This is a genomic window from Niallia sp. FSL K6-0212 (assembly GCF_038007605.1).
GTDB classification, from domain to species: Bacteria; Bacillota; Bacilli; order Bacillales; family Cytobacillaceae; genus Niallia; species Niallia circulans.
Map to the genome: position 1 here is coordinate 3,389,139 of NZ_JBBOXL010000001.1, position 15,976 is coordinate 3,405,114.

General features: G+C 34.6%; 16 protein-coding genes and 1 other annotated feature (1 of these 17 running past the window's edge). Of the genes, 13 read left to right on the forward strand and 3 right to left on the reverse strand.

All coding sequences use genetic code 11. The features are described from left to right. Positions 1-255, forward strand: a binding site (T-box leader); it begins 15 nt to the left of the window's first position. Between the two features lie 82 nt (positions 256-337). The 10 genes from lysS to MHH96_RS16035 all read left to right on the forward strand — a co-directional run bounded on the left by lysS (position 338) and on the right by MHH96_RS16035 (position 11,057). Beyond that, a complete protein-coding gene (lysS, locus tag MHH96_RS15990; protein WP_144545921.1) occupies positions 338-1,798 on the forward strand; it encodes a lysine--tRNA ligase in 1,461 nt (486 codons plus the stop codon). Positions 1,799-2,109: 311 nt separating this feature from the next. Further along, on the forward strand, positions 2,110-2,703 hold the full coding sequence (locus MHH96_RS15995; RefSeq protein ID WP_082138204.1) for a kinase: 594 nt from the start codon (positions 2,110-2,112) through the stop codon (positions 2,701-2,703). Between the two features lie 217 nt (positions 2,704-2,920). Continuing rightward, entirely contained in the window at positions 2,921-3,514 is a 594-nt protein-coding gene (locus MHH96_RS16000) for a GNAT family N-acetyltransferase (protein WP_341117668.1), read from the forward strand. Between the two features lie 203 nt (positions 3,515-3,717). Further along, positions 3,718-4,941: an MFS transporter gene (locus MHH96_RS16005; RefSeq protein WP_095321364.1), complete on the forward strand. Its 1,224-nt coding sequence runs from the start codon at positions 3,718-3,720 to the stop codon at positions 4,939-4,941. A gap of 293 nt (positions 4,942-5,234) precedes the next feature. Beyond that, positions 5,235-6,152, forward strand: coding sequence for a DNA/RNA non-specific endonuclease (locus MHH96_RS16010; RefSeq protein ID WP_144545919.1), 918 nt, complete (start codon positions 5,235-5,237; stop codon positions 6,150-6,152). Between the two features lie 426 nt (positions 6,153-6,578). Beyond that, a complete protein-coding gene (locus MHH96_RS16015; protein WP_176473254.1) occupies positions 6,579-7,130 on the forward strand; it encodes a hypothetical protein in 552 nt (183 codons plus the stop codon). Positions 7,131-7,420: 290 nt separating this feature from the next. Continuing rightward, positions 7,421-8,500 (forward strand): ankyrin repeat domain-containing protein, encoded by a 1,080-nt coding sequence (locus MHH96_RS16020; RefSeq protein WP_341117670.1) that lies wholly within the window; start codon positions 7,421-7,423, stop codon positions 8,498-8,500. 234 nt (positions 8,501-8,734) lie between these two features. After that, positions 8,735-8,914, forward strand: coding sequence for an aminopeptidase (locus tag MHH96_RS16025; RefSeq protein ID WP_047940175.1), 180 nt, complete (start codon positions 8,735-8,737; stop codon positions 8,912-8,914). Positions 8,915-9,279: 365 nt separating this feature from the next. After that, positions 9,280-10,152 (forward strand): AraC family transcriptional regulator, encoded by an 873-nt coding sequence (locus MHH96_RS16030; protein WP_047940176.1) that lies wholly within the window; start codon positions 9,280-9,282, stop codon positions 10,150-10,152. Between the two features lie 467 nt (positions 10,153-10,619). After that, complete coding sequence (locus MHH96_RS16035; RefSeq protein WP_047940177.1) at positions 10,620-11,057, forward strand: GNAT family N-acetyltransferase; 438 nt, start codon at positions 10,620-10,622, stop codon at positions 11,055-11,057. A 175-nt stretch (positions 11,058-11,232) separates the two neighbouring features. Here MHH96_RS16035 and MHH96_RS16040 read toward each other — a convergent pair whose 3' ends face one another. Together MHH96_RS16040 and MHH96_RS16045 are read right to left on the reverse strand one after the other, a co-directional pair. Further along, positions 11,233-11,706 carry a hypothetical protein gene (locus tag MHH96_RS16040; protein WP_047940178.1) on the reverse strand — a complete coding sequence of 158 codons (474 nt, stop codon included), beginning with the start codon at positions 11,704-11,706 and terminating at the stop codon, positions 11,233-11,235. Between the two features lie 234 nt (positions 11,707-11,940). After that, positions 11,941-12,315, reverse strand: coding sequence for a winged helix-turn-helix transcriptional regulator (locus tag MHH96_RS16045; RefSeq protein WP_061800967.1), 375 nt, complete (start codon positions 12,313-12,315; stop codon positions 11,941-11,943). A 120-nt stretch (positions 12,316-12,435) separates the two neighbouring features. On the opposite strand from MHH96_RS16045, the gene MHH96_RS16050 reads away from it, so the two are divergent. Together MHH96_RS16050 and MHH96_RS16055 are read left to right on the forward strand one after the other, a co-directional pair. Further along, on the forward strand, positions 12,436-13,017 hold the full coding sequence (locus tag MHH96_RS16050) for an NAD(P)H-dependent oxidoreductase (protein ID WP_061800966.1): 582 nt from the start codon (positions 12,436-12,438) through the stop codon (positions 13,015-13,017). Positions 13,018-13,310: 293 nt separating this feature from the next. Next, complete coding sequence (locus tag MHH96_RS16055) at positions 13,311-13,829, forward strand: NUDIX hydrolase (protein ID WP_047940181.1); 519 nt, start codon at positions 13,311-13,313, stop codon at positions 13,827-13,829. A gap of 108 nt (positions 13,830-13,937) precedes the next feature. Here the strand turns inward: MHH96_RS16055 and MHH96_RS16060 are convergent, their stop codons facing one another. Next, positions 13,938-14,882, reverse strand: coding sequence for an EamA family transporter (locus tag MHH96_RS16060; RefSeq protein ID WP_061800965.1), 945 nt, complete (start codon positions 14,880-14,882; stop codon positions 13,938-13,940). A gap of 119 nt (positions 14,883-15,001) precedes the next feature. Between MHH96_RS16060 and MHH96_RS16065 the strand changes: the two genes are divergently transcribed. After that, complete coding sequence (locus MHH96_RS16065) at positions 15,002-15,901, forward strand: AraC family transcriptional regulator (protein ID WP_047940183.1); 900 nt, start codon at positions 15,002-15,004, stop codon at positions 15,899-15,901. Positions 15,902-15,976: the final 75 nt, after the last annotated feature.

The following is a 15,976-nucleotide window of genomic DNA, read 5'->3' on the forward strand; positions in this document are numbered from 1 at the left end:
AGAAGAGTAATTTTGATTATTTATTTAAAGAGAGCTCCAGCTGGTGAAAAGGAGTAATAAGAATCTTAATGAAAAAAGACTTGGAGCTTTCGCACGGATCAAAGAAACCCTCTTTGTGATACTGCGACGGGATCTCCCGTTATAGAGATAGGGTATAACCAATTTTTTAATTGCCGTACCCGAAGAGGTTGATATGGCAACATATCAATAAACTGGGGTGGTACCACGAAGTTAATAATAACTCTCGTCCTCAAGATGAATAATCTTGGGGGTGGGAGTTTTTTTATTTTATATAGAATAAATAAAAAATCCAATAAAAGGACTGGAGGGCCATAGAATGAGCCAGGAACAAACAATACGGAGAATAGAAAAATTAGCGGCATTAAGATCAGAGGGAGTTTTCGTATATCCAGAAAGATATGAGACAAATTATGAACTTTATGAAGCGGCTTTACTGGAGGATGGCACAGAAGGAGTGCGAGTGGCAGGAAGAATCATGGGGATTCGCCAGTTTAGTAAATTTAGCTTCCTGACGATTTCAGATATTCAAGGAAGTCTGCAGCTGCTTTTGAAAAAAGAAGAGGTCGGAGAGCAGTCAGCCAATGTTTTCGCTAACTATTTTGATGTAGGAGATTTTATTGGTGTGGAAGGAAAAATGTATTCGACAAAAACAAAGGAAAAAACGCTGCGGATCGAAAAATATGTTTTACTAGGAAAGGCTCTGCATCCTCTGCCAGAAAAATGGCATGGATTAAACAATGTAGAGACCCGTTATCGACGACGTTATTTAGACCTGATGATGACAAATGAAACAAAAGAACGAATGTTAACACGAACAAAGTTAGTGCGTGCAATTCGGAGATTTTTAGAAGAAAGAGATTTCCTAGAAGTGGAGACACCTATATTACAGCATACTTCTTCCGGGGCATTAGCTCGTCCATTTAGAACGTATCATAATGCATTGGATTCGGAATTAAATTTACGAATTGCACCAGAGACTTACTTAAAAAGATTAATAGTAGGAGGCTTTACTAAAATATTTGAGCTTGCAAAGTGCTTTCGAAATGAAGGAGTCAGTCCTCAGCATCTTCAAGAATTTACGATGGTAGAAGGCTATGCGGCTTATTGGAGCTATGAGGATACAATGGCACTCATGCGTGATTTACTTCTATATGTGCTGAATGAGGTTTTTCATACAACCGTTATTTCCATCCAAGGAAAAACCATTGATTTTTCTTTAGACTGGAAAGTCGTCTCCTTTAGGGATTTAATTCTAAAAGATACAGGCATTGATATTGATTTATTTCCCAATGTAGATGACTTGTATGAAGAAACAAAGCGGAGAAGTATCTATTTAGAACAAGACAATATCGAGACCTTAGGAAGAGGGAACTTTATCGATTTGTTATATAAAAAAATGTGCCGTCCGCAACTAATAGAGCCAACGTTTTTAATCAATCATCCTATTGATTTGTCACCTTTGGCAAGAGCAAATGATGATAATCCCGCAATTACGGATCGCTTTCAATTAGTAGTAAATGGAGCTGAAATTATCAATGCATATTCTGAATTAGTGGATCCTCTTGAGCAAAGAAGAAGATTAGAGGCACAGGCTGTTTTGAAAAGCGGCGGTGATTTAGAGGCAATGGAAATGGATGAAGACTACTTATTGGCAATGGAATATGGAATGCCGCCAATTTCTGGTTGGGGATTTGGGATTGAACGCCTTTTAATGATATTAACAGACAGTGAGACAATTAAAGATTGTGTACTGTTTCCATTAACGAAAAAAGTTTAATAGAATTTTACAAAAGAAAAGCAGCAAGCATCCCCTTTTAGTAAAAGAGAAAGTGAGACCAAAAAGTTTTGGTCTCCATTGCTTTAGATTAGGAAATTTAAAACGCTTATTTAATTGAAGTAGGAGAGGTCAGCTGATAAAAAGAGAAAAATAATTGATTTCTAGATTGAAAAAAGAGATACCTAATAGGTGAGGAATTTTCCAAAAAACTGGATGTAATCAGACTGGTCTGTTAAAATCTAATGATAAAGAAGAATGAGAGAATGATAACAAATTTAGTGAAACAGCTCTAAAGGAAAAGAGGGACTAATGTGCAAGATCATATAAATGCTATAGCAGCAAGCATTCCAACACCCACAAGTGGGAAAAGAGTTGTAGTTGGGATAGACGGGCTAAGCCGGTCTGGAAAAACAACTATAGTGAAAAAACTACAAGCAAGTCTCCATGAAAAAGGATTTTCTGTAACAGTTTTACACATAGATGATTATATTGTAGAAAAAAATCGGCGTTATCATACCGGCTATGAGGAATGGTATGAATACTATCATTTACAATGGGATGTCCATACGTTACGAGAATCACTTTTAAAAAAACTAAAAGAGACAACAGAATTACAGCTGCGTAAATATAATTCAGACGATGATACCCACCAAATAGAAACGATTTCCTTATCGCATACTGACTTAATCATAATAGAAGGAGTTTTCTTACAACGGAAAGAATGGAGAGAGTTTTTCGATTTTATCCTCTATTTAGATTGTTCAAAGGAAACTAGATTTGCACGAGAAAGCAAGGAAACGCAGCAGAATCTAAATAAATTTAAGCATAGATACTGGAAGGCAGAGGATTATTATGTAAACACAGAATATCCAAAAGAACGAGCAAATATGGTGTTTCAAGTTTAAAGGAAAAGTACCGATTACATAAATAAGGAGACAAGATCGGGCAAAAGATTTTTGCATAAGGGGGCGTGGGCTGATTACTAGGATAAGATCTAATATTGATCACTTCAACAGCCATTTTAAGATGACTTCCTTTTATATAGTAAACATGAAGTGAACGGGAAGTAGATTAGGTATTTATATACCATTTACTACAGTTCTGCTCTGTACTTGGAGAATAATGAATAAGGTAAAGTACAAAGAAGTGTGGAAAGGACGTGGCAGGATGATAGGTAATATGGAACAAAACGTTACACTTCTTCCGGTAAACAAGTATATGCTGGCCGATTTTAAGCAGGAATTACACAAAGCTTTCTTAAAAGGGTTAAAGGATAGTTTTCCAGAGCATGATAATCCAGCTGAAATAGCACCGGTTCCATCTGAAAAGGATGTTGAGCAAATGCTCGCAGAACCAGATGCAGCGATCTATCATCTCGTAATGAGCGGAGAAAATCTGGGTGGAGCAGTGTTAAAGATTGATGAAGACACACAGCATAATGAAGTTGTATTTTTATATATGAATGCGAATGCCCATGGTAAAGGAATCGGGACAAAAGCGTGGCAAGCAATAGAGGCAGCATACCCAGAAACAAAAGTTTGGGAGCTATATACACCCTATTTTGAAAAACGCAATATTCACTTTTATGTGAATAAATGTGGTTTTCATATTGTGGAATTTTTGCATAGAGGTAACCCTGGCCCAGACTTTGAAGTGGATGAAACGAAACCAGATACAGAATATGAATTTTTCCACTTTAAAAAAGTAATGAAGTAAGAGCGTAATTTTATAAGGTAACTAAAAAAGTTGACTACTTGTTTAAGTTAACTTTCAGGTTGTATAAAAGCTGCGTTTTTATGCGGTGGAATGGATATATAATCGTTTGGTATGTGCGCAATAAACAAAAAGAAGAAGGAAAAACTTGTATTTTAATGATATAATCATAGGGTTGTTTTCGATTAATCAAGAGAGGAAATAGTATGAATAGTATACGTTTTTATAGTTTCTGGTTTGCTAAGACAAGCATAGCCTTAGCGGATGTCATTTACATTATGGTCATTACCACCTACATATATCAAAAAACGGAATCTGCATTAATGTCCTCATTGTTTCCTTTATTCAAGGCTTTGGCTAATTTAACTGCAGGTCTAACATCCCCATTAATTTATAGAAAGTTTGCTTTCGCTAAATTAATGTTAAAGCTTCAGGGGTTGAAAGCATTATTACTTTCTTTTTTACTACTCGGTTTTATGCCGATAACGAATCATATTTATGTTTTGCTTCTATTTATTTTAGTTATATCTTTTATGGAAGGATGGGGAAACCCATTACTTAACTCTGTTACACCTAAAATTGTACCAAAGGAAAATCTTGTGAGAGCTAACAGTTCACTATCCATCACAACTCAATCTGTTCAAATAGCGGGTTACAGCTTTACAGGTTTTGCAGTAATAAATTGGGGACATAATTCTACTTTGGCGTTTAATGTAGTATTGCTTTGGCTTTCTGTATTGGCTTTATATATTACATCAAAACATTTCGTTTCTAATATGGAAGTTCCTGTCGAAAATAAATCCAAGTGGGCGCTGATGAATGAAGGATGGAAGATTTTATGGCATAATCAGACGCTTAGAATGGTTACTTTAATGGATGTTATTGAGGGAATGGCAGGTTCCATTTGGGTTGGGGCAATAACATTGGTGTATGTAAAAGAAGCCCTAAACCAAGGAGAGCAATGGTGGGGTTTTATTAATGCAAGCTATTATGTTGGTGCTATTTTAGGGGGGATAATCACCATATTCATAGCTAAAATAATTCAGAAGCACTTGATACCTAGTATGGCAGTTGGTTCGTTAGTATTTAGTATTTTTACTTTAATTTATGGGCTGACCAGTAGTCCTATATTGGCTCTTCTGCTTTGTATTGCAATGGGTCCAGCCTACCAAATAAGAGATGTGGCTCAACAAACTGCATTTCAAATAAATATTCAAACCATAGACTTACCCAAGGTATTTGCATCACAGAGTATTCTATTATCAACTGTTACAGGTTTATCCATTTTTCTAATAGGTTTCATTGCTGACTTTGTTGGAATAAGAGCCGTTTATATATTTGCCTCCATCCTAATCTTTATTTCTGCTTTATTATCGTTTACCTTAGTTAAGGTAAACAAAAAGAAATTTTCTACTATAGATGTGAAGTAATATTAAAGAAGACAATTTCTGACTTGGAATAGTGCCTATTTCAGTACTAAAATTAATCAAATAGCATCTTTTGTTGAATCGAAAAGCAAATACTAGTGAAACTTCTAATTAGAAAAAAATAATGTAATATCTCTCCTAAACTTTTATTGAATTTAATACTACATAATCTAAGTATTTACTGTAATAATATTAAAATTGTAATATACTATTTTAAACAGGTTAACATTGTTAATTCTGTATAAGTTGAAAATTTCTAGAATGAATAATAAGAAAACATCATGAGGAGTCTTAACATGAAAAAGAAAATGAACTATTTAATCTTACTTTTAACTGCTATCTTTATAGTTGGTTGTTCCAACGTAGAAGATGTATCGAATACAGATGGGAAAGCTGATTTACAAGAAGTAACTACCAAAAATAGTGAAACAGAAAAAACATCGACTGAAAAACAAGTAGTAGAGGAAGCAGCAGCCCAATCAAAAAATGAACTGTTCAAAGGATACAAACTTATTGAAGTGGATGGCGGTGATTTATCTGGTCATCGTGAACCGAATGTTGTTGTTGATATTGGATACGGGGATCGTGAATATTGGGCATTTACGAATAAGCATGGGCAGCTAGTCCGTGTTATTGCTGAGGAAATCATTCTACAAGATGACAATAAGGAACCAGTAACATCGTCTGGCAGATACTACTCTGATGAAGCAAAGGTTCCTGGTGTCGAGAGAGCAGATTTAGATGAAGGACATATCGTTGCAGATTCACTTGGGGGAGTGTCGAATGCTTATAATATTACCCCACAAGATAGTACGCTTAACCGCCATGGTGATCAAGCTTATATGGAAGACGCAATCCGTAAGGCAGGTGGTGCAACGAACTTTGAAGCAATCATCACATATCCTAATACAGAAACGCAGATTCCTTCTAGATATCAGTATACCTATACAATAAAAGGAAATGTCATTAAGGATGAATTCGACAATGTGAACCCTGATGAAGTAAATAAATCACTTGGATTAACTGGCAGTAAGTCTTCTGAGTCAGCTAGTTCAAAGAAGAAAGAGGATATTTCTACTGTGGATACAAACGGTGATGGTCAAGTAACAATTAAAGAAGCAAAAGCAGCAGGATATAGCATGCCAATAACAAGTGATCATTGGTTGTACAAATATATGCGCGATAATGATAACGACGGTATGGTAGGGGAGTAAGCCGCTAGAATTTCAATCCATGACCATAAATAACAGATAAAAAGTCCAAAGAATATATTAAAAAAATGCAGCTGATATTATTAGTTGCATTTTTTTTATCCTTTTAAACATCTCTAACGTCACCTGATTTGATTTATGGACAGCATGAAATGAAAGTTGCTACTCATTCTTTTTGATTCATCTTTTTGGTATATTCTAAATATCACTTTGTGAAGGTACTTAAACTATGGGGGGCTTTTCTTAAATAGAAGGGAAGTTTTTCTCTCATGTAGCTAAAGGTGCAGGGAGTTAAATAAGAAGATAAGGTATCATTGAGTTATATAAATCAATAAAGGAAGTGTACAAGTGTTTTATTTTTCAAAAAAGAAGAAAATACGAGGTTGGAAAAGGCATAAAAGAAAAATCGAAAGATGGAAGCAAAATGCAATGAATTTAGATATGGACTACTTAAGGAATTACCAAAGACAATACGAAAAATTATGGATTCACCCTTTTTATGGATTAGAACGAAGAACCCCTCCTAATTGGTATAATTGCCTTTTACTTGATGCAATGATCGAAGTTTACCTAAAGTGGCATCAAAAAATGAAAAAAGAAGATGAAGACTTTTATTTGAAACTCTGGCTTTATGACCCCCATTTTATTAATTCACAAATTGTCGTCGCATATAGAAATTGTCTTGATTTTTATGATGAAACCTTCAAAAGAAGGCAAGAAAATAAGAGATTTCCATTTGATAAATTTCATTCTTTGAGAGACAAGTTAGAACAATTTGAATGGGATTTGCATATAGAGAGTGATTATTACGATGAAAACGACTTAAATGAATGGTTAGAAGAAGGAGCTTTAACTGAAAAAGAAGTATCAAGAATAAAAGAAAAAGCCTATGATGCCGTAAGAATTAAAGATGAAGATGGGAGTTTCCTGCAATATAGTCTCGACAAAGGTGATGTTTGGATAGGGGCTTTAAGGAGATAAAGATAATACGCTAGTTCTTCAGCTAACTGTTGCATTGATCCAAGACGGATGAACGCACTTTTGTCTATTAAGTTATTAAAGGGGAAGCATTCCTGCAATAAGTGAAATCTTGCTATTGGTAAAGGTTTGTTAAATAATGGGAACTTTTTCTAAAACTAATCGTAGTAATACTAAGAATATAAAGGATTGTTATAATCAAAAAAAATAACCCAATTTAACTATGTTTTACAATTATAAAAAAAGATCCGGATAAGGTGTGTCATAAAATTTTGAGCTAAGGAGTGGTAAGGTTGATCGTCTTGAGAGATATTGGAAGGTTTCAGGAGCTGCCGGAAATTGCGATGCATATTTATGAAGGAAATATTCCAGCTTTAGAGGCGGAAATCGCAGCAGGCTGGGATATTGAGGAGGGTATCGTACTTAGTAAGCGTATTTCTCTTAGTCCGTTAGATCTGGCGCTCGTATTGCAGAAAATGGAGGTTCTAAAGCTGCTGGTAGAGCATGGCGTTAACCTGAATGTTCATCATAATCCAGCTTTTTTGAGAGCTGTACGTTATTGCGGGGAGGATATCGTCCGTTACATTGCAGCGCAAGGAGCCGATATGGACAAGCCTAATCAAATGGGGTCGGGTGCATATTCAGAAGCCTATTATGGCAACAAAAAAAACATTCCGCTTATTCATGAGCTGGGATTAGATATCAAGCTGCACGGCGGTGCCATTATGCGTGAAGCTGCATCGGACCATGACCTGAAGACACTCAAGTATTTGCTCAATCATGGAGTGGACATCAATTATAATCAACCGGATATGGTCTATCCTTATCAAGCGACTCCATTAACAGTGGCTGCTCGTATGGGGAATATGGGCATGGTTAAATTTTTAATTGAACATGGTGCAGATGTTACTAAAGCGGAAAAAGACGGCGATCGGCCATATACGATTGCGGTCAGCAATAAGGATACGGTTATGGCTAATTATTTGAAATCGTTGGAGCCGGCTGAATTTCATGATCCAGCGAACAAGAAAAATGAGCTTAAAAAATATAAATTACCTGATGAACTGGTCTGCTTCCTTACAGGAAATCAGCTACGCCTTGAGCTAGCGCAAAATGAATATGAAATCGAGTATATAGATTTTTTTACGTTGAACGATACAATTGAGATGAAAATCGGTGGACAAAAGCTGCTGCGTCTTTCAGCTGATATCGACAATTACTCTGACCTACAGTTGGTTTGGAACCCAAAGAATAATGGCCTGATAGGATGTTATGATGTAGAGCATCAGACGTATCTGGATTTATGCAGCTTTACAGAGTTCTTCGCGCAGCCTGAATTGTACCTAATAAAGTATCTTGATGGAGAATTGTAAAGATGAGGAGGAGAAGATCAGATCAGATGAAGATTTTAGCCAAGAGAACAGATATATTTTTTCTGTTTTCTATAGATTGCAATTTAGATCTTCTGGAACTTCAATTGATTAATCGATGAATCTTATCTAATTTTTAAAGATGGACGGATTACCGACTATTATGCCGCAAAGGGACAAAGTGTTACATAATCTCATCGAAACAGACGAAGGTTCACATTATCTAGGTGAATTGCCTTGGTCTTTAATAAATCTCCACTTGCACAAGCAGATACTCTTTTTTACAATACCTTGTTTGCTGAAAATACGGCCAGTCCTATTGAAATCGGAAATGCATCGCCCTCCAATATTCAAAATGGCCTTGGCCAATCTGAAGAAGAGTTGAAGGCAGAGGGGCTGAATACTTCACTTTTGTAAGTCAATGAGACCTTTGGTACCGAAGATATGAAAGTAGTGGGAATTAAAGAAGGTGGAACTAAAGTGCTGCTAATGAAGGATGGGAATATCCAAATCTAATCCAAACTGGGCAGCTTTCTTACTATGGAGATTATGGGTTCTGTTTGTGAAAGAATGTACTTAAACAAAAGGGTGCATTTCTTATATAAAGGGAGGCCTTTTTCATGTGGTGCTAAAGTGGCAGTAAACTGTAATATGTAAGGTCTTTCTTATGGTAGAAAAGGTCAGTTTAGTAAAAGATAGGATTAAACCGACAAAATGGTGCACATAATGTCGGACGGATACATTCAACTCCTGTTACTCTATTGATGAAAGGGGGTCATTTAATGGATTTGCTTAAGAACATGAATAATGCAATGAGGTATATTGAGGATAACCTCACGAACGAAATAGACTTTAAAATAGTGGCAAGAATTGCTCATTGCTCTGAATATCATTTTAAAAGAATGTTTTCGTTTCTGGCAGGTATAACATTATCAGAATACATTCGCCGTAGACGATTGAGTTTGGCAGCATTTGAGCTTACAAATAGTATTTTAAAGATAATTGATATTGCGGTTAAATATGGATACAATTCTCCAGACTCTTTTACTAGAGCTTTTCAAAATTTACATGGTGTAACACCATCAGAAGCAAGAAACAACGGACAGCAATTAAAGGCCTTTCCACCAATGACCTTCCAATTATCAATTAGAGGAGGAAATGAAATGAATTACCGAATTGAACACAAAAAGGCATTTAACATAGTTGGTATTATGAAAAGAGTTCCAATTATTTTTGAAGGGGAAAACCCAGAAATTACAGCAATATGGAAATCTTTGGATATGGGAAAAATAGATCCATTAAAAAAACTCTCTAATGTTGAACCTAAAGGGATGATTCAAGCATCTACAAACTTTTCTGATGGACGTATGGAAGAAAAAGGAGAGCTTGATCAGTATATAGGAGTGGCAACAACAGAAGAATGTCCTGAAAACTTTTCAAAACTTGAGGTTCCTGCTTTAACCTGGGCGATATTTGAATCAACGGGACCTTTTCCTAGTACTTTACAGGAAACTTGGGGTAGGATTTTTTCTGAGTGGTTTCCATCTTCCAATTATCAAGTAACAGAAGGACCCGAAATCTTGTCGATTAAAACCCAAGATTTAACTTCACCATCTGTGAAAAGCGAAATTTGGATTCCAGTTTTAAGAAAATAATTTTAATTTTTAGATCAAAGAGCTGCTTATTGTCAGCTCTTTTTTCTTAAGAGATGGAATGATTGTGAATGTATTCACTTAAACTATAGGGTGAGATACTTCAACAAAGAGGTATCGCATTTCTTACTAAAGTAGGATAGTTGATCTAGAGTGAATATAATTATACATAATTTTTAGCCGAGGCTTTCTTTAAAGAAAGAGGGCCATATTCTGTGTTGCTATAGTGGAAATCGCTGTGGTTAATTTGATGAACCTATAAAATGGTAGGTAAATTTAATAATTCCATACATCCTCTAGTGGCTATTTTCATATTGAATTTACTGGAGTTTATGCAATATCTTAGCGATATTCTTGTGTCGCTATAGGGGCAGGGCAGGTTGGCGCAAATAGAATTCAAGTTTAGCATAATCGCCTTCAAAATATATGCTAAACTTGAATAAAAGTAAATCAAAGGACTGATTCAATTAATGGATATTAGAAAACCTAATGATTTTGAACTAAAAAAGGTATTATCTCTTTCACCACAAGCTGTTTTTGATGGTACTTTAGGACAAGTGGAACCTACGAAGGAAAAAATTGACCAGCTTGTTAAACCACTTTTGGAAAACGGAAGCTATTATTTAATAGCAACAAAAAACAACAAAATAATGGGCTGGATTCTTATAGGGACAAGTAAAGACCAATTTACTGATAGGGTAATTGGATTTATTTACGAACTATTTGTTATAGAAGAATTTAGAGGGAAAGGGATCTCCAAACTGTTAATGAGAGCAGGTATTGACCATCTAAAACAAGATGGATATTCAGAAATCCGTCTAAGTGCATTTGCAGAGAATCATGCAATTAAACTGTATGAGAAATTGGGATTTAACACCAGGACTATTACTATGAGTTTACAGTTATAAGAGACTAACTTATTTCATTTCCGGTTGTTAATCCAATAGGTATTATTACTGCTTTTAGACTTGGTATTAATGGGCAGGTTAACAAAATTTGCATTCTTTGTGTAGATGAAACAATAGAAGAACCCTGGTTTGAACAACACATAAACTAGGGGTTCTTTGGTATAGATATAAATTCTCATTTACATTCTTTATACTTCCTTCTTAAAGGTTCGACAAATAATGATTGATACAAGTAATTAATTATTGCTACTGCAATGCTTAAAAAGAAAAGTTGTTTTCGGCTCATTCTTACCATTTTATATACTCTAAGCTTCTCGGCTATTGAAGTTAATGGATATGCAAATAAATAGTCAGCAATGATATTAGAAAATAGATATAGCCAAAATCTTTTGTAAGTTAATTTAAAAATCCAAAAGTTTAGGATTGTAAAAGGTCCAAATACAAAAGAGACATCCGTTGCTAATTTGGGGAATATAGGTTTTCTTACTTTCCACCATTTTAAATTTCGGGATAGCTCACTTATTAATGCAATAACCAAGTCGCTAAAAATAATAGTGGGGAGAAAGCGAAGAAAGCTAAATTTACCAAGTTTTCTTATAGTTAACCAAGGCAATACCAATAATAAATACATTTTCCAGTTTCCCTTCATAAACAACCTCCGAAAATATACGATCTACATGATAATCACTGGTATTTTCACCTAAAATAACTTCATATATTCAATTTATTCATCCTATAGTAAAAATTACTGTTATTTGCTTGATTATCTTGTTATTGAATATAGTGGCAGCATTCAATAACCAATCTTTTTTCATAATCGGGGTATGTTTATTGAATAATACTATGGAAAATGAATCTACTGCTGCTGACAAGGCAGCTTTATTTAGTTATTATTTTCTTTAATCGTGACTTCCTTCCTTTTATCCAATTGTTCTTCTCCCCAATAGCAAATTGCATCTAATACAGGAATCAGTGACAACCCCTTTTCTGATAAACTATATTCTACTTTTGGCGGTACTTGAGGATATTCCATTCGAATAATTAGTTGATCACTCTCAAGTTCCTTTAGTGTATTGGTTAATGTTTTAAAAGAAATATTGCCAAGCTTCCGTTTCAACTGATTATATCGTATAGGGTTATTGTTTAAATATAACGCATATAAAACTGTCATTTTGTATTTTCCGCCAATTAATGACAAAGTATATCCAAAACCAGTATCCTTCAAATTCCCTTCAAATAGATAAGATTCTTTTTTCATTTAGCACTCTCCTTTAGGTTAGTATCGTACTTTAATTACCGTACTTGTAAAAATATATAGCATACAATAAGATGAATGTACATCAAAATAATGAAAATAAGGGAGAAGGGTGAACTAGTAATGAAAACCATTGTCTATGCACATCCATGGGAAGGAAGCTATAATCATGCAATTTTAACTTCTATCACGAAACACTTAGAAGCTAAGAAAGAAACATTTCAAGTGATCGATCTATATAAAGATGGATTTAATCCCGTATTTACAGCAGAAGAATTGGCGCAATTTAATAGAGGAGAAACACCTTACGAATTAGTTAAGGACTATCAAAAAAAATTAAGTCAGACAACCGAGTTGATTTTTATATTTCCTGTCTGGTGGTGGGACTTACCTGCTATTCTAAAAGGATTTATTGATAAAGTGATGTTGAGTGGATTCGCTTTCCTAGAGGATAAAACAACAAGTACTCTCAAAGGGCTATTGACAAATATAGAAAAAACAACTGTGATTTCAACTTCTACAACGGATAAAGAATATATTGAATCTGAAGGAGGCAATGCTATTCAAGGAGTTTTCATTAATCGAACTTTAGCTGACCTGGGAATTAAAAATGAATACACTAAATGGATACATTTTTCTAGAGTCAACTTAACAACAGATGAGAAGAGAAAACAATTTTTAAGAGAAATAACTCAAGAAATTTAAAGTAGAATGAACGGAAAAGACGTTGTTTGTGAAGACATGTACTTAAACAAACGGGAGCGATACTTTTACAAAAAGGTATCGCCTTTCTTTCTAAAGAGGTAGTTTGGTTTAATAAGGAGTATCGTCAGTTTTACGGGACTTTTAACTTTTAGTATAAAATGTTCTCCCACGATTTTTGGATCGTTATCATTTTATTACGAAGTGTTGGATATATTTTGTAAAAATCATTATTATAAATTTAATCAATAGTATACTGAGAATCTTGTACAAAAAATATACATAGGAGTTTGGCGATGGAAAAGTGGGATTTGTATGATAAGCACCGTAATAAAATTGATAAACAAATAGCTCGTGGCGACGAAATGACTTCAGATGAGTTTCATTTAGTAGTACACGTATGTATATTTAACCCAAAAGGAGAGATGCTCATTCAGCAGCGTCAGCCCTTTAAGCAAGGATGGTCGAACCTTTGGGATATCACTTGTGGTGGTAGTGCGGTTGCAGGCGAAACAAGTCAGCAGGCTGCTTCAAGAGAGTTATTCGAGGAGCTGGGGATTCTTTATAACTTTGAACGGATACGCCCACGATTTACTATTAACTTTGAAAGAGGCTTTGATGATTATTATTTAATTGAATATGAATTAGATTTGAATGAATTGACATTACAGACTGAAGAGGTACAAGCAGTCAAATGGGCCTCTAAAGAAGAAATCTTAGAGCTAATCGAATTAAAAAAATTTATACCCTATTATGAGAGTATCATTGCTTTTCTTTTTGAGGGGCGACATCATTATGGCTCTGTTTGTCTTTAAATGAAACGTGTAAAGGATAAAAACATATAAAGATCTGGTGAGAACACAAAAAGATGATGTGAAGTATTGTCCTTAAAATAGTGCGTTAGTTTAAGAAAGCCCCTCTAATCAACTAACTTTGAGGGGCTCTTCATTTTTAGGAGGTTGACCAGTTCTTGGAGAAGACTCTTTATTCAAAGCCAACAATAATATCATTCCAATGATACAAGCTGTACCTACCCATTGAAATAAACCAAAGGCTTCTTTTAACCAAAAGACCGTTGTCAAAACAGCAGCTAGTGGCTCTATGCTTCCAAGAAGACTTGATTCTTTAGGTAGCAGACTTTGTAAACTTTCTATATAGAACCAAAATGCAATCATGGTACCAAATATGATAACGAAGACTAAATATAAATAAGCTTCTATCGTTAAGCTTTTAAGGTCCATTTGCCAGGGAGGATGGATAAAACTTAATGCAAAACCACCGATAATCATAGCCCATCCGACAATGACAAGTGAATGATATTGCTTCAGTAATGGAACTGCATAAAGAGTATAAAATGCTAATGCTATTCCTGATAAAACACCCCAAATGATTGAAAGTGCAGGTACAGATAATTGAGAGATTGAGCCGTTTGTTAATAAGAAAAAACAACCCAATAAGGCCAAAGAAACAGTCAACAAATCACTTCGTGTTAAAACCAATTGTTTGCGGAAAATTAAGTATACGATAATCATAACAGGCGCTAAATACTGTAATAGTGTTGCAACAGCAGCATTTCCATATTTAATGGAAGCCATATATGTGTATTGAACCGCAAGCATACCGAGTAACCCGAAGATAATTAAATGAATAGCTGTCCTTCGAGATTTCCAAACACCAAGTATTTGGGAACGATCTTTTCTGAAAAACTGAACTGCTAAGAGTAAAAATCCAGCTATAAGCAATCGGATTATTACCAACCAATCTAGATCGATTTGATACTGTTGAAAAAGCTTTTTTGCAACTGTACCACCGATCCCCCAAAATACTGCTCCCGTTATAACAAGAAATATGCCCTTTCGTCTATTCATCATAGATCCTCCACCCTTAAATATAAAAATAGTGTTATAATATTTAAATAATAAGTGGAAAACCTCTAAAATAATATCTGAATCGAATAAAAAAATATAAGTATATTGAGGTGATATATATGCAAATAAAAAAATTTATGGTTGATGAAAGTTTAAAAGAATTAACTGAACACCGTACAGTTGAGTTACCTATTGCTTGTTATGAAACTATCATTAACCAAAATATAAATGGATATGTACCACTTCATTGGCATGATGAATTTCAGTTTATCTTCATTGTAAAAGGAGAAGCAATTTTTCAAATAAATGAGGAGAATATTACAGTTCAAGAAAGTGAAGGGCTATTTATAAATAGTGGCTGCCTTCACATGGCAAAAGATAAGAATGAGTCGGGTTGTGTCTATATTTGTTTGAATGTTTCACCACACTTCATTTTATCTCAGGAACTTTATACAACCTATGTAAATCCCTATATTCAAGCAACTAATATACCTTATTTATTATTGGATCCAACGGAGCTTTGGGCGAAAAATATTTTAGCCTCTATCATGAAAATCAATCAGTTGATACAACAAAATCCACCATGCTATGAAATTGACATTACCGTACATCTTACTTTAATTTGGAAGAACCTAATAATAAATGGTATTCAATTAGAGTCCGAAGAGACGGAAATGTTAAAGAATAATCGAATGAAACAAATGCTAAATTGGATACACCTGCATTATGCTGAGAAAATCCTTTTAGACGATATTGCACGAGCTGGTCAATTAAGCCGTTCCGAATGCTGTCGATATTTTAAACGAATTTTAAAGAAAACACCTTTAAATTACGTAAACGATTATCGAATTCAAAAAAGTTTAATTTTATTACAACATCCAGATTCCAATGTTACAGATGTTACCTATCAAGTAGGGTTTAACAGTACAAGTTATTTCATCGATAAATTCCGAAAGTCTATGAACATGACACCATTAGCATACAAAAAATATAAGATTAGTTGTTCACTTGTGAAGTAGTACACTTAAACTATTTGGTGCGATACTTTTCCAAAAAGGTATTGATTTCTTTCTAAAGTAGGATGTTAGTTTGGT